This is a genomic window from Pacificibacter marinus (assembly GCF_018860505.1).
GTDB classification, from domain to species: domain Bacteria; phylum Pseudomonadota; class Alphaproteobacteria; order Rhodobacterales; family Rhodobacteraceae; genus Celeribacter; species Celeribacter marinus_B.
This window is the reverse complement of sequence record NZ_JAHKPU010000030.1, coordinates 153,765-167,971: the sequence shown is the minus strand read 5'-3', so window position 1 is coordinate 167,971 and position 14,207 is coordinate 153,765. Positions and strand designations below refer to the sequence as shown.

The following is a 14,207-nucleotide window of genomic DNA, read 5'->3' as shown; positions in this document are numbered from 1 at the left end:
TAAAAACTTACCAATAGAAATGACATTGTGGAGTCGTCCATGCAAATGCCTGCCCCAAATACCGAGGTTTTATCTCGAAAATCTGAGTTGGTTTCGAAATTACGTGCCGTTTTGGGGGCGCAGGGTGTCATCGATGCGCCTGAAGAGGTGAAAGCCTATGAATGCGATGCGCTGGCGGCTTACCGTTGCCCGCCGCTTGTCGCGGTACTGCCAAGCACGACTGAAGAGGTGGCGCAGGTGCTGCGTATTTGTTCGCAAATGGGCGTGCCTGTTGTGCCGCGTGGCGCGGGCACGTCTTTGGCCGGCGGGGCCTTGCCGACTGCCGATTGCGTGATTTTGGGTGTGGCGCGAATGCGTGATGTCTTGGGCGTCGACTTTCCCAATCGGGTGATCAAGGTTCAAACGGGCATCACCAATCTGTCAGTGACTGGCGAGGTGGAAAGCGACGGCTTCTTTTATGCGCCTGATCCCTCAAGCCAATTGGCCTGCGCCATTGCGGGCAATATCGCGATGAATTCGGGCGGGGCGCATTGTTTGAAATACGGTGTGACCACGAATAACCTTTTGGGCGTCACAATGGTTCTGGCCGATGGTGAAATCGTCGAGATTGGCGGCGATCATATGGACGCCAGCGGATTGGATTTGCTCGGCGTGATTTGCGGCTCTGAAGGTCAGCTTGGGATCGTGACAGAAGCAACCCTGCGTATTTTGCCCAAACCCGAAGGCGCGCGTCCTGTGTTGATCGGATTCGACAGCAGTGAAGTCGCGGGCGCATGCGTGTCTGACATCATTAAATCAGGGCTTATTCCTGTGGCGATCGAATTCATGGACCGGCCATGTATTCGTGCCACTGAAGACTTCGCCAAAGCGGGATACCCCGATTGCGAAGCCTTGTTGATTATCGAAGTCGAAGGCTCGGACGCTGAAATCGACGACCAATTGGCGCGTATTGTTGCCATTGCAGAACAGCATAATCCCGTTGAAATTCGCGAAAGCACATCGCCCGAGGAAAGTGCGCGCATTTGGCTTGGGCGCAAATCGGCCTTTGGCGCAATGGGGCAGCTTGGTGATTACATGTGTCTTGATGGCACGATCCCCGTGGGCGAACTGCCTTATGTTTTGAAACGCATTGGTGAGCTGTCGAAAGACTATGGCTTGGGTGTCGGCAATGTATTCCATGCGGGCGATGGCAATATGCACCCGCTGATTTTGTACAACGCCAATAAAGAGGGCGATCTAGAGAAATGCGAAGCTTTGGGCGCGGACATCTTGCGGCTTTGCGTTGATGTCGGCGGTTGTTTGACAGGCGAGCATGGTGTGGGCATCGAAAAACGCGACCTCATGACCCATCAATATACACTGGATGATTTGGATGCGCAGATGAATGTGAAAGACGTGTTTGATCCAAGCTGGATTTTGAACCCTGCGAAAGTGTTTCCGCTTGCGGCGTCTACAACGCGCAGGGGGCAATTATGAGCATTTTGGGCGCGAACAACCCCGCTGTCGCAGCGTGGGAAACACAACTGGCAGCGCAGGTGCGCGCAGGCGATGCGCATTTGATCACAGGTGCAGGGTCAAGCCGGATTGGTTTGACAACAGGTGTCGCATTGAAAGCCCCTGACCAAGCGTGGGATTATGACGCCAGTGCCTTGACCTTGACCACATCTGCGGGGGTGCCGGTTGATGTGATCCAATCGACCTTGGCCAGAGAAGGCCAACGACTTGGGTTTGAGCCGCCCAATTTGGCCCCTATGTTGGGGCGCACTTCAAAGGGCACAATCGGCGGACTCGTCGCAACCAACGCTTCTGGTCCGAGCCGCGTGACGGTCGGTGCATGTCGTGATTTCTGCCTTGGGGTAGGATTTATCGACGGGCAGGGGCGTGTGATTAAAAACGGTGGTCGTGTGATGAAAAACGTCACGGGACTGGATTTGGTCAAGCTGATGGCTGGCAGCCATGGCACGCTTGGGTTGATCACGGAAGTGAGCCTTAAAACGCAGCCTATTCCTGAAATGATCGTGACGCTTGTGGTTGAGGGCTTGCTTGAAGGTGACGCTGTGGCTGCCATGTCCGCCGCTTTGGGAACACCTTATAGTGTAACGGGGGCAGCGCACTTGCGGGCAGATGCAAGTGGCGCTCCCGCACGCACGCTGATCCGTATCGAAGGGTTTGAGCACTCTGTGATTTACCGCGCGAAAGCCCTGCAAAATGCGCTGACGGGGTATGGCGCAAGTGATGTGATCTGGGATGCCGGCGAGAACGCAAGGCTTTGGGCATCCATCCGTGATGTCACACGCTTCCAAAATATGACGGGCGATGTTTGGCGCCTGTCGGTTAAACCTTCCGATGCGCCAAAGCTGGTCACGGACCTACAGCCAGAGGATGTCATCTATGACTGGGGTGGCGGACGGCTTTGGCTTTTGACCAAACCTGACACAGATGTGCGCGCGTACATGGGGGCAGGGCATGCCACGCTGGTGCGCGCCAGTGACACGACCAAACAAGCCCTTGGCGTGTTCCACCCTGAGAATGCTGTGGTCACCAAAATAAGTGCAGGACTGCGGAGCAAATTTGATCCGATGCAAAAATTCAATCGCGGGATGATGAGCTGATGCAAACAAACTTTACACCTGAACAACTGACGGATTCGTCTACGGCGCGCTCGAACGAGATTTTACGGGCCTGTGTGCATTGCGGTTTTTGCACTGCCACTTGTCCGACTTATGCGGTTTTGGGCGATGAATTGGACAGCCCACGCGGGCGTATTTATCTGATCAAAGATATGCTGGAAAATGATCGTCCTGCGGATGAAAAGACGGTTAAACATATTGATCGCTGTCTGTCGTGTCTGTCTTGCATGACGACCTGCCCCTCAGGCGTTCACTATATGCACCTGATTGATCACGCGCGGGTTCATATTGAGAAAACCTATAAACGTCCGTTGATGGATCGATTGCTGCGCTGGACGCTTGCGAAAATCTTGCCCTATCCGGGGCGGTTTCGATTGGCTTTGTTGGGCGCTAAAATCGGGCGACCGTTTCGCCATATGATCCCTGATCCAAGATTGCGTGCGATGTTGGATATGGCGCCGAAAACCATTCCGCCAGTGTCGCGCAACGATGATCCGCAAGTGTTCCCTGCTGTTGGCCCGCGCAAAATGCGAGTGGCCTTGATGACGGGCTGTGCACAAAAGGCTTTGGACACCAATATCAACGACGCCACGATCAGCCTTTTGACGCGCCACGGTTGTGAGGTGGTTGTGGCCAAAGGGGCAGGATGCTGTGGTGCACTAACGCATCATATGGGCCACGAATCCGAGGCACATGCGTCAGCAGCGCGCAATATCCGCGCGTGGATGGCCGAGAAGAACGGCAAGGGTCTGGATGCGATTGTGATCAATACCTCTGGCTGTGGCACGACGGTGAAAGACTATGGACACATGATGCGTAACACAGAATTAGCAAATGATTCGTTAACGGTTTCGCATTTGGCAAAAGATGTGACAGAGATTCTGATGAAATTGGATTTACCCACCAGCAAACAAGACATGATTGTGGCATATCACGCGGCCTGCTCGCTTCAGCATGGGCAACAGATCAAATCTGATCCAAAAACGTTGCTTAAACGGGTGGGGTTCACCGTTGTCGAACCCAAAAATAGTCACCTTTGTTGCGGTTCAGCGGGCACATATAACCTTTTGCAGCCCGAAATCTCACAAAAATTGAAAAAAATGAAGGTCGAAAGTTTAGAGGTGAAGACCCCAGATGTAGTGGCGGCAGGCAATATCGGCTGCATCATGCAGATAGGATCGGGCACTCAATTGCCAGTTGTTCACACTGTTGAGCTGTTGGATTGGGCAACAGGGGGGAAAAAATCACCAAAATTGTCCACGAATCGGACATAATCATGCCCTGAACTGCCGTTAATTATTAGTCCAGAAATAGGACTTGGGGACGAACATGAAAAACTTACTGACCATCCTCTTTCTGATCTGCACTGCAGGTCAGGCACAAGCGGATAGCCAGCTGAAAGCGTTTCGAACTGGTGACGATAGTCGCGGGTGGGAAGCCGTTGGTCGTCTTGACTTTGCAGGACGTAGCTTTTGCACTGGATCATTGATTTCACCATCATTGGTTTTAACCGCAGCGCATTGTCTGTATGACATCGACACAAAGAAACTGCACAAATCGAAAGTCATTCAGTTTCGTGCAGGATGGCGAGACGGACACGCACAAGCTTATCGCAGCGTCGCGCGTTACTTTGTCCACCCAGATTTTGCGTTGAACAACGGCAGTCGGCATGATCGATTGACCAGTGATATCGCGTTGATCGAATTGGACCGTCCGGTGAATGACTCGTCGGTGTTGCCCTTTCCAACATCCCGTCGTCCCAATAAAGGCCAAGCTGTAGGCGTTGTGTCCTATGCGCATGACCGTGCCAATAGCCCGTCTTTGCAAGAGACATGCCATGTTTTGGCGCGTCAAGGTGGTGTCTTGGTGACCTCTTGCGATGTGGATTACGGATCTTCCGGTGCACCGATCTTTTCGATGACAAATGGCAAGCCGAAAATTGTTTCTGTTGTCTCTGCAAAGGCAAATTTTCGCGGACAAAAGGTCTCGGTGGGAACCTCTTTGGATGGGCCGCTGGAAGACCTTCTGGCCATGGCCAAAACAGGGCGCAAGTTCTTTAAGAAAGCGGAAGCCGATCCCATCGAAGACGAATTAAGCAATGTCGAAATTGTCGTCGGACGGATCGAAGACTAGCCCCTTGAAAGGCCGAACCTCTATTCCCAAGTAAATTGTGTCGGGCGCTGCATAGCGGGTCCGACACAAGCCTGTCCCCGAAGGGAAGGCATTTATTTGGATCGCTCAATGGAGGATACCCATGCGAAATTTTGACCTGACACCGCTGCACCGTGCAACTGTTGGCTTTGATCAAATCACGGACCTGATGGACCGTGTGATCCGACAAGATGTGTCACAACCCAGCTACCCCCCTTATAATATTGAAAAATCCGGAGACGACGCATGGCGCATCTCGCTGGCTGTTGCTGGATTTTCGACAGATGACATCGTGATCGAGCAGCGTGAAAACGCGTTGATCATTGCTGCGCGAAAACCCGATGATGAAACAGAGGCGGGTAAAACCTATCTGCACCGCGGGATCGCAACGCGGGCGTTTGAGCGCCGGTTCCATTTGGCAGACCATGTGAAAGTGACGCAAGCGTCCCATGCCAATGGGATGCTGCATGTCGATCTGTTGCGCGAAGTGCCCGAAGCGTTGAAACCGCGTCGGATCGCGATTGCATCAAACAAAGACGTTGAAACGCAGGTCGTTGAGACAGTCGAGGTTTAAGCCGACTGAACGTCTAAAATAGAAAACGCCCGAGATACACTCTCGGGCGTTTTTGATTTGGCTGTTATGCAGCTTTAAGCTTACATTTTTCCGATGGACCAAAAGAGGGGCTTGCCTTCGATCATGTCCACAACGTAGCCGTTGTGCGATTTGAGGTCTGGGATCAGATCACGCATCTGTTCGTTGGACACAGTTGGCAAGCCGCTACCAAGCTTGGCTGCGGCGTGCCGCAACTGCAGATGAAGCCAGTAAGATTGTTAAGGTTCACGAGAACGCATGGTTTTGTTTCAAATTTGTGAAGTGGATATTTAAGTCAGTATGGTTGACATAAATATTTGCATCGTGCATCTGTGGCGCTCAGAGGGAGAGAGTCATGAACCACACCGACCTATTTGCCCATCGCGCACAGGGCATGAAAGCCTCAGAAATCCGTGAGCTGCTCAAGCTGTTGGACCAACCTGACATCATTTCCTTTGCTGGCGGCATTCCTGATCCGGCGTATTTTCCGCGCGACGCCTTTGCTGAGGCGATGCAATTTGCCTTAACCGAGGCAACGGCAGGCACCGCTTTGCAATATGCGGCGTCTGAGGGCTATGTTCCTTTACGTGAATGGATCGCAGAGTACATGTCCAAACTTGGCGTGGCTTGCGGCATAGATAACATTTTGATCACGGCTGGATCGCAACAAGCCTTGGACTATCTGGGCAAGCTCTACCTTGATAAAAACGATACCGCTTTGGTGGAATGGCCGACCTATTTGGGCGCGCTGGGCGCGTTTAATGCCTATGAGCCAAAGTTTGATCGTCTGAACGCCGGTGAAAATCGCACAGAGACAGAAATTGCTTCTGATGCAAAATCGCAGGGCGGACGGGTGAAGTTTTCCTATCTGTCGCCGGATTTTGCCAATCCAACGGGCAAGACCCTGACGCGCACAGAGCGCCTGTCGGTTCTGGCGCAAGCCGAAGCGCTTGATATTGCTGTGATCGAAGACGGAGCCTACCAATCGCTGCGCTATACTGGTCAAGACATCCCATCTTTGCTTGCGCTTGAAATGGCAGAAAAAGGCGATATCGACTTGTGCCGTACCGTATATTGCGGCTCATTTTCAAAAACGCTGGCACCAGGTCTGCGCGTTGGCTGGGTTGTGGCGGCCAAACCGGTGATTGCGCAGATGGTTCTGCTCAAACAAGCGGCTGATTTGCAGACCGCGACGATCAACCAAATAGCTGTCAATCATGTGGCGCGTGCTGTTTTCGATTCGCATGTCGCGGGCCTGCGCAAGGTTTACGGCGCGCGTTTGAACGCAATGCTGACGGCTTTGGAAGCGCACATGCCGCATGGGGTTACATGGACATCTCCCGAAGGCGGCATGTTTGTTTGGGTCACATTGCCAACATCGATGAGTGGCAAAAATCTGCTTGAACACGCACTGATGCAAAAGGTGGCTTTCGTGCCAGGTGCTGCATTTTATGCCGATGGGGCGACGACCAACACCATCCGTTTGAACTTTTCTATGTCTGATGAGGACGTGATAGATAAAGGCATCGCACGACTGGCGAATGTGATCCGCGCTACACCAACGGCTTGAAACTCTACGCTTTGGTAGAGGTTTTGCACTATATGTTTTGCAAGCCATGATGGATGTGGTTGGGGGTGATCCGTATGAATACGCATTTTTTGGCGTCCACTGTGCTACCTATCTGTGTGCTGGCCGCTTTGGCGATTGCTTTGCCATTGTGGATCACGCCACGCAACACGCGGTCGCAGGGACGCTTGAGGATCAGTGTTGGTCTATCTGCATTCATACTTTTGATCATCGGCGCTGTGTTTATGGCGGTTTTATATGCCGTTGAGGGCACGGATGTTGGGCATGTTGTTTTAAATACGCCCGTCCATGCGGCGTTGTTTTTTCTCAAACGATCAGTTTTGACGGCGTTGGTCTGGGGGCCGCTTTTGGCCTTGGCATGGTTTAGCATGGCGCAAAGAATTGAGCGTCTCAAAGGCAAGGACGGCGTGCGTGTCGGGGTGGGGCGCAAGGCCGACAGGAAGGCTGCCAAATAGCGAGGTATCAAGATTGCCCCCCATAATAAATCACACAAAGCCTCTCGTGCTTTGTGTCACAAAACGGTACTCTATGCGTAAGCTTGGCATCGCCCAAGATGTTGCTCAATGGATCGTCATGCTCAGTTTTTTTAAATTTTTCGTCATCGGATTTGCAGGACTGACTGTTCTATATGGTCTGTTGTCGATTTATGTGCGCTCGCTTGTTCGCGAACGTCTTGAACAAGATTGGGAAGACGAGGGTTCCATTGGGCGCCGCGATGACTATGTACAAAAGGGATTGGACGATTACGCGCAGTCCCTGCGCCCCAAGTTACTGCTTGGAGTTTATATCCTTCCGCTGATCACCTTTTGCGTGATCTTCTATATGACAAATTTCATGTGAGGCCGCCCAATGCGCTATGTTAAATGGACCCTGATTGCTTTGATCGTGCTTATCGTGGGCAGCTTTGTGCACTACACTTTGCCACAGCATGATATCGTGCGTGTCGTCGGCACCAATACGGAACGCACGATCATTCCAGGCAATCGTTCGATGTTTTGGTCATCTGGCGAAGCCTCGCGGGACGTGCAATTCATTCAGACGGTCAAAGCCAACGGCAAAACCATGGAATACCGCAACGAGGATACGGGTTGGGGGTGGCCGCCTTATTTCAAATTCGACACCTCAAGCTTGTACACTGAGGCCTCGGACGCGGAATCAGATAAAGCCAACCCAGAATGGTATTCGATGACGCATTATGGCTGGCGCAACGAAGTTTTGTCGATCTTTCCTAATGCCATCGCGATCAAACCTGTCGCTGGGCCTGATGCCAAAATCGTGCCTTGGGTGAACATTATTATTTTGACGTTCTTAACCATCGTGATTTTGCTTATTTGGCGCATGTGGGTGCAGTTTCGTGAACGCACGATTGACCCACTGGTCGAAGATGCTGGCGAGGCGTGGGATGCTGTGGATGACAAAGCGGATGCCTTCAAAGACAGCGCACGCGACAAAGCACGGGGCATCAAAGGTTGGTTTGCAGGGCTGCGCAAGTAAGCGCGGCCTTGGCGCTAAAGGGTTTAAATACCTATTTCAGATGATATCTCAAAGCCGCACTGATCAGCAGCGCGATTTTGTCGGTTGGCAAAGTCTCACCTGCTGAAAATACAACCGCGCGATTGCCGTCATAAATAAAATCATCGCCGAACAGCGCACGAAAATCTGAGATCACTGTCGTCTGACAATGGCACAACATCGCAAAGCCGCCAGTTTTGGGCAAGCCAAGCCGCAGTGTAGTGCCTGATTTCGTCGCAGCGGTGAAATAGGCGGGCTGACCCCATTTTAGCGTTTCCTCAAGGGGGCCTATGTCAGGATCGCGCGCGGCCACATCAAAAATGAGTTGGCGCAAGTCCAAAAGACCCGCACGTTCAGCTGGTGGGACGTTGGCCAAGACTTGCGCCACCGCCGGATTTTCAATGGGATAGGATTGAGGCTGTGGCGCCTCACTCGCCATAAGGCACCCAAATCGTTTTAACCTCGACCGACTGCGCCAACCAATCACGGGCAGCATAGCTGCGCGTTTGGCCGTTGTTCACCCAAGTGCGTTTAAGATTGCCTGCGCTCTCATGCTCGATGGTTTTGGAAATATCTGCGCTTGAGAAACTCCAGACCGCATCAATATCCAAATGTCCAGCCATGGTCTTGGCCAGATCCTCATGCGGCCCTGTCAGAATATTCACCACGCCTGCTGGCAGATCAGAGGTGTCCAGAACTTGGTAGAAATCCGTCGCAGCAAGGGGATAAGCATCACTGGCCACAGCCACAACACGGTTGCCCATAGCAATCGCAGGCGCGATGATATCGATCAAGCCACCAAGGGGGCGATCATCACAAAATGCTCCGATTACGCCGACAGCTTCGTTCATGGCCAAAGCCACGCCACGCATCGGCACAGGTTTAGCAGCGCCATCCAGCTTGTCACACCACGCGGCAAAGGTGAACAATGTGTCTATGGCCTCAGACACTTCTGTTTGCGCTTTGTTGGCTGTCGTTCCGGTCAAGGCCTGAATACGCGTCGCCAATTCATCAGAGCGCGCAGACAGATTTTCGCCGATGTAATACAAGATTTGCGCTCGCAAATGCGCTGTCGCTTTCGTCCAGCCCACAGCGCCGCGGGCGGCCTCGACTGCGTTACGGATGTCTTTGCGTGATCCAACGGCGGCATGGCCCAACAGCTTGCCCTTGGGGGAATAGATCGCCTTGGAATACCCGCTATCTGGGCGGGCTTGTTTGCCGCCGATGTACATTTTCGCGGTGCGGTCTAACCCCTCGACGTCGATGTCTTCGGGTTTGCCATAGGTTTTTGCGGGCTTGATGGCCGTGGGTTTGCCAGTGGCTTTAGTGTAGGCTTGCAAGCCTTCCCAGCCACCTTCGCGTCCAAATCCGCTTTCGCGTAGGCCGCCAAAACCAGCGGCTGCGTCCAGCATGTTCGCACCATTCACCCAGACCACGCCAGCGGTCAATTTGGGCGCGATGTCCAAGGCAAGATTGATGTTTTCAGTCCACACACTGGCGGCCAATCCAAAGCGGGTGTTGTTGGCGATCTGCACAGCCTCGGCTTGCGTGCGGAAAGTGGTCGACACAAGCACAGGGCCAAAGATTTCGTCTTGCATCAATTGCGCGGAACTGTGCATCCCTGTGATCAAAGTTGGTGGGTAAAAACAGCCATCGGGGGCCGGCACAGGCTGATGCACCATGCCCTCATGCCCGCCCTGTGCCACCAGCGCTGTGATTCGTGTCAATTGCACAGGATCGACGATAGCGCCGACATCTATGCTTTTGTCCAAAGGATCGCCGATGCGCAATTTCGCCATCCGTGCAACCAAACGTGTGTGAAAATCATCAGCGATGCTTTCTTGCACCAAAAGACGCGAGCCCGCGCAGCAGACTTGGCCTTGGTTGAAAAAGATAGCATCCACCAGCCCCTCAACGGCGCTGTCCATATCGGCGTCTTCAAACACCACATAGGGGCTTTTGCCGCCCAATTCCAAGGTCAGCGCCTTGCCCGATCCGGCTGTGGCTTCGCGAATGCGGCGGCCTACACCCGTCGACCCTGTGAAGGCAATTTTGTCGATCCCGTCATGGGTAACAATCATTTCACCCACAGCGCCATCACCAGTGACAATGTTCACAACGCCTTTGGGTAGGCCCGCTTCATTGCAAATCTGCGCAAACAGCAGCGCTGTTAGGGGCGTGTATTCAGCAGGTTTCAACACAACTGTGTTGCCCATGGCAATCGCAGGTGCGATTTTCCAAGCCAGCATCAACAGTGGGAAATTCCACGGAATGATCTGCCCGCATACGCCTAGGGCTTCGCGATTGGGCAACTCTTCGTCCATGAGTTGTGCCATGCCTGCGTGGTAATAGAAATGCCGCGCGACCAGCGGGATATCCACATCGCGGGCTTCGCGAATGGGTTTGCCGTTGTCCAAGGTCTCAAGTACCGAAAATAGCCGTGCATGTTTTTGCACCAAGCGGGCCAAGGCATACAAGTACTTAGCGCGCGCTTTACCGCCGATTTTGGCCCATTTGCCTTGGGCCTTGCGCGCCGCCGCCACAGCCATATCGACATCGCTTTGCGTGGCTTGGCTGACCTGCGCCAGCACCTCGCCGGTGGCTGGGTTGTTGCTGTCAAAAGTCGCAGCAGGGTCTGTCATTTTGCCATCAATGAAGTGACCAAAACGATCGCCATTATCAACCAACCAGCGCAGGGCCTCGGCTGCACTTTCAGGGGCTGTGCCGTAATCCATGGTCTCAAATATGTCTTTTACTGTCATCTGGGGGCCTCAATGGCTGTCGTGTTTATCTTTATTCTTGAATGGCTGAGTGAGTGTCTTCGCTGACGGCTTAACCGATGGGATGTCGATGCGCAGCAGAATAGCGGCCTGTCACATGGTGCTCTAACTGCCGTTCAATATCGCCCAAAAGGCTTGAGGCACCAAAGCGGAACATATGGGGCTGTAGCCAGTGATCCCCAAGCTCTTCTTTGATCAGGCTTAGGTAAACCAATGAATCCTTGGCCTTGGAAATGCCGCCCGCAGGTTTGTAGCCGACGCGGAACCCTGTACGCGCATGGTAATCGCGGATCGTGCGGATCATTGTCAAAGACACGGGCAAGGTCGCGTTGACGCTTTCTTTGCCCGTTGATGTTTTGATGAAATCCGCGCCCGCCATCATGCACACATAAGACGCACGTGCGACATTGCGCAGCGATCCCAGTTCGCCTGTGGCCAAGATCGCTTTGATATGGGCCTCGCCGCAAGCTGCACGAAAGGCGCGAATTTCGTCGTAAAGGGCTTGCCAGTTGCCAGTCAAAACATGACGACGGGAAATCACGATATCGATCTCGCGCGCACCTGCCTTGACGCTTTCTTCGATCTCTTGCACACGCAAGTGAAACGGCGATAGGCCAGCGGGAAAGCCGGTGGACACAGCGGCCACAGGAATGCCCGTGCCGTCTAAAGCCTCGACAGCGGTTTCAACCATATCGTGATATACGCAGACCGCGCCCGTGGTGATGCGGTCCATTCCCAGCGCGTCCAAGATATCACGGCGCACAGGATTGGCGGCTTTCGCGCACAGGCGTTTGACGCGTCCTGCTGTGTCGTCGCCCGCCAAAGTTGTCAGATCAATCATGGTAATCGCCTTGAGCAACCAAGCCGCTTGGTGATCTTTCTTGACCGAGCGTCGTGCGGGCAAGGTGGCGCAGCGGCGCTCAATAGCGGATGTATTCGCTTGCGTGCCAAGCGCCCAATCCAAATCGAGTGGCACGCCCGCGTTGCGCGGCTCATGCACTTGCGGCAGATGCGCGTTCAGTTGCGTTTTGGTCACTTCAGTTGATGTCATCGGTGCGGGCCCCGTTCGTCTGTCTATCTGTCTGCGCGCCTACGCTGGCATGATGCGAGAGCTTTGGCAATGTTTGACCCGTTGGTCAAATGCTTTGGGCGAAAATGATCGCAACGTCACAGCAAGACGTGCATTTTAGGCAAGTTTAGGTGACAGGACGCCCCAAACAAAGTAAAGCCTCGGATCAGAGAGCTAAAAATCACAGGTGACTTATGTCTAATCCAACGTCCTTCGATCGGTCCATCAAGATTGCACCCTCAATCTTGGCCGCCGATTTCGCAAACTTTGGCCAAGAAATCGAAGCCGTTGAGGCCCAAGGCGCGGATTGGATCCATGTCGATGTGATGGACGGGCATTTCGTGCCCAATATCACATTTGGGCCTGCCATGTGCAAAGCGATCCGTCCGCACATAAAAACCGTGATGGATGTGCATTTGATGATCGCGCCTGTTGACCCGTTTATCGATGCCTTTGCTGATGCTGGCGCAGATTATATCACCGCGCATTTAGAAGCAGGCCCGCATATCCATCGCACGTTGCAAGCCATTCGCGGGGCAGGGGCAAAAGCGGGTCTGGCCCTTAATCCCGGTACACCTGTTGAGGATATTGGCTATCTTTTGGATATGGTTGATTTGGTTTGCATTATGACAGTGAACCCCGGTTTTGGCGGACAAAAGTTCATCCATTCGCAAGTTGAAAAAGTCCGTACTCTGCGTGCCATGATCGGAGATCGCCCCATTCATATCGAAATCGATGGTGGCGTTGATCCGGCAACTGCCCCTCTTGTGGCGGCTGCTGGTGCAGATGTCTTGGTCGCAGGGTCTGCGGCCTTCAAAGGCGGATCTGTCGAGAGCCCGACACCATATGGGGCCAATATCGCCGCTATCCGCAAAGCGGCCGAACAGGCAGCATAAGAAAACGTTTCGCCGGTGAGTTTTATCTTGTGACGCGGTTGCGCAGTCCGATTGAATTATCCGTCAGTGGCGGGTGTCAATTCTTCTTGGGTCGTCGGTAAGATAAAGGTCACATTGTCTTTCGCAGCCAAAGCGGCGATGTCGTCTTCGTAGTTTAAGGACAAGTCATACACTGTTTCGGCTGTCCATCCGGGCACATTGCATGAGGCATTCATGAGGCTTTCATCCGCATATTTATCTAAAAACGCCAGAACAGCGCGTTCATATTGAGCAGGGGATGTCATGGTATGATTGCGCATGAACGAGCGAAATCTTTTAGTGCCTTCGGGTTGCAAGGACTCTGAGATGGCGGCAAATCCGCCGAATATGGGGGTGTCGTCCGAGACGTTGGCGACTTGACGGATAACTCGAGGCCAAATCAACGGCGTATCTTCCTCGCACCACAGGGTGATGTGCGCCTTGGGCAGTGCTTGTTGCAGTTGTTCAACTGGGGCCAGCCAAGACAAATTCATAGGGTCGTTGGATTTCAAAAACCAATTCAATGACGCAGGCGTGGCGGGGGCTGTCAGCGCTGCGTTGACCAAAAAGGCCGGATTCCGAATGGCCATCGTGATGTGCACTTCGTGTTGGGAAAACAGCTCTGCAACCCGTGTGACAGATGCACCGATGCCAGTATATAGCTGCCCGCCTTTGAACATCATATTGCGGTCGCCGGCCCAGTCTTCGTTGATCATAATCAAACTTTGGGCGTCAGATTTGTCATCCAAGATTTGAGCCAAAACGGCATCTTCCTCGGATAAGATTGGTGGCAAGCCATCAAGTCGCGTCAATTCCGCAGCAACAATAGGTCGATAATGGGTTGGGCTAGGGGCTGCGATATTCAAACGTCCGAATGCTCTCTCACCAGCTTTTATTGCAGCAACGAGACGCGGTGTGCGTGTATGATGAGCGCCAATATGTAGCGTGATACGCATTGTAATCCTTATGTT

At 53.1% G+C, this 14,207-nt stretch carries 15 protein-coding genes; 10 read left to right on the top strand and 5 right to left on the bottom strand.

The features are described 5' to 3' along the window. Positions 1-39: 39 nt before the first annotated feature. The 5 genes from KO503_RS10955 (at position 40) to KO503_RS10935 (ending at position 5,355) form a co-directional block, all read left to right on the top strand. Positions 40-1,476 (top strand): FAD-linked oxidase C-terminal domain-containing protein, encoded by a 1,437-nt coding sequence (locus KO503_RS10955; RefSeq protein ID WP_215991592.1) that lies wholly within the window; start codon positions 40-42, stop codon positions 1,474-1,476. Next, positions 1,473-2,612 carry an FAD-binding protein gene (locus tag KO503_RS10950; RefSeq protein WP_215991591.1) on the top strand — a complete coding sequence of 380 codons (1,140 nt, stop codon included), beginning with the start codon at positions 1,473-1,475 and terminating at the stop codon, positions 2,610-2,612. Before KO503_RS10955 ends, KO503_RS10950 begins: the two co-directional genes overlap by 4 nt. Further along, a complete protein-coding gene (gene glcF / locus KO503_RS10945) occupies positions 2,612-3,904 on the top strand; it encodes a glycolate oxidase subunit GlcF (protein ID WP_215991590.1) in 1,293 nt (430 codons plus the stop codon). Before KO503_RS10950 ends, glcF begins: the two co-directional genes overlap by 1 nt. Before the next feature lie 55 nt (positions 3,905-3,959). Continuing rightward, positions 3,960-4,763 (top strand): trypsin-like serine peptidase, encoded by an 804-nt coding sequence (locus tag KO503_RS10940; protein WP_215991589.1) that lies wholly within the window; start codon positions 3,960-3,962, stop codon positions 4,761-4,763. Positions 4,764-4,884: 121 nt separating this feature from the next. Beyond that, positions 4,885-5,355 (top strand): Hsp20 family protein, encoded by a 471-nt coding sequence (locus KO503_RS10935; RefSeq protein ID WP_215991588.1) that lies wholly within the window; start codon positions 4,885-4,887, stop codon positions 5,353-5,355. An 80-nt stretch (positions 5,356-5,435) separates the two neighbouring features. On the opposite strand, the gene KO503_RS10930 is transcribed toward KO503_RS10935, so the two are convergent. Then, complete coding sequence (locus KO503_RS10930) at positions 5,436-5,588, bottom strand: hypothetical protein (RefSeq protein ID WP_215991587.1); 153 nt, start codon at positions 5,586-5,588, stop codon at positions 5,436-5,438. A gap of 140 nt (positions 5,589-5,728) precedes the next feature. Between KO503_RS10930 and KO503_RS10925 the strand changes: the two genes are divergently transcribed. From KO503_RS10925 to KO503_RS10910, 4 genes are all read left to right on the top strand, one after another. Further along, complete coding sequence (locus KO503_RS10925; RefSeq protein ID WP_215991586.1) at positions 5,729-6,943, top strand: PLP-dependent aminotransferase family protein; 1,215 nt, start codon at positions 5,729-5,731, stop codon at positions 6,941-6,943. Positions 6,944-7,017: 74 nt separating this feature from the next. Next, positions 7,018-7,416 (top strand): hypothetical protein, encoded by a 399-nt coding sequence (locus KO503_RS10920; protein ID WP_215991585.1) that lies wholly within the window; start codon positions 7,018-7,020, stop codon positions 7,414-7,416. A gap of 73 nt (positions 7,417-7,489) precedes the next feature. Continuing rightward, positions 7,490-7,801 (top strand): hypothetical protein, encoded by a 312-nt coding sequence (locus KO503_RS10915; protein ID WP_252731043.1) that lies wholly within the window; start codon positions 7,490-7,492, stop codon positions 7,799-7,801. Between the two features lie 9 nt (positions 7,802-7,810). Continuing rightward, the gene (locus KO503_RS10910; protein ID WP_215991584.1) at positions 7,811-8,455 is read left to right on the top strand and encodes a DUF1523 family protein; all 645 of its coding nucleotides are present in this window, start codon (positions 7,811-7,813) and stop codon (positions 8,453-8,455) included. Positions 8,456-8,486: 31 nt separating this feature from the next. Here the strand turns inward: KO503_RS10910 and KO503_RS10905 are convergent, their stop codons facing one another. The 3 genes from KO503_RS10905 to deoC all read right to left on the bottom strand — a co-directional run bounded on the left by KO503_RS10905 (position 8,487) and on the right by deoC (position 12,304). Continuing rightward, complete coding sequence (locus KO503_RS10905) at positions 8,487-8,912, bottom strand: DUF1801 domain-containing protein (RefSeq protein WP_215991583.1); 426 nt, start codon at positions 8,910-8,912, stop codon at positions 8,487-8,489. Then, positions 8,902-11,235 (bottom strand): aldehyde dehydrogenase family protein, encoded by a 2,334-nt coding sequence (locus KO503_RS10900; RefSeq protein ID WP_215991582.1) that lies wholly within the window; start codon positions 11,233-11,235, stop codon positions 8,902-8,904. The genes KO503_RS10905 and KO503_RS10900 overlap by 11 nt, the downstream gene beginning before the upstream one ends. A gap of 70 nt (positions 11,236-11,305) precedes the next feature. After that, positions 11,306-12,304 carry a deoxyribose-phosphate aldolase gene (gene deoC / locus KO503_RS10895; RefSeq protein ID WP_215991581.1) on the bottom strand — a complete coding sequence of 333 codons (999 nt, stop codon included), beginning with the start codon at positions 12,302-12,304 and terminating at the stop codon, positions 11,306-11,308. Positions 12,305-12,516: 212 nt separating this feature from the next. Between deoC and rpe the strand changes: the two genes are divergently transcribed. After that, complete coding sequence (gene rpe, locus KO503_RS10890) at positions 12,517-13,218, top strand: ribulose-phosphate 3-epimerase (protein ID WP_215991580.1); 702 nt, start codon at positions 12,517-12,519, stop codon at positions 13,216-13,218. 56 nt (positions 13,219-13,274) lie between these two features. Here rpe and KO503_RS10885 read toward each other — a convergent pair whose 3' ends face one another. Further along, entirely contained in the window at positions 13,275-14,192 is a 918-nt protein-coding gene (locus tag KO503_RS10885) for a hypothetical protein (protein WP_215991579.1), read from the bottom strand. Between the last annotated feature and the right edge of the window lie 15 nt (positions 14,193-14,207).